Raw genomic sequence first — 339 nt, forward strand, 5'->3', positions numbered from 1 at the left:
CCGCTGCCGATCCACATCGCGCACCGGCTCTCCCGCCGCCTGACCCAGGTCCGCAAGGAGGGCACGGTCCCGTACCTGCGCCCCGACGGCAAGACCCAGGTCACCATCGAGTACGACGGCAACCGGGCGGTCCGCCTCGACACCGTGGTCGTCTCCACGCAGCACGCCGCGGACATCGACCTGGACGGCCTGCTCACCCCCGACGTCCGCGACCACGTGGTGGAGTACGTGCTCGCCCAGCTGGCCGAGGACGGCATCAAGCTGGAGACCGAGGGCTACCGGCTGCTGGTCAACCCGACCGGCCGTTTCGAGATCGGCGGCCCGATGGGCGACGCCGGT

General features: G+C 71.4%; 1 pseudogene. It reads left to right on the forward strand.

The features are described from left to right. A pseudogene (locus tag VR44_RS35650) lies at positions 1 to 339 on the forward strand (methionine adenosyltransferase); the annotation flags it as partial.

This window comes from Streptomyces katrae (assembly GCF_000966975.1).
In the GTDB taxonomy this organism is placed as follows: domain Bacteria; phylum Actinomycetota; class Actinomycetes; order Streptomycetales; family Streptomycetaceae; genus Streptomyces; species Streptomyces katrae.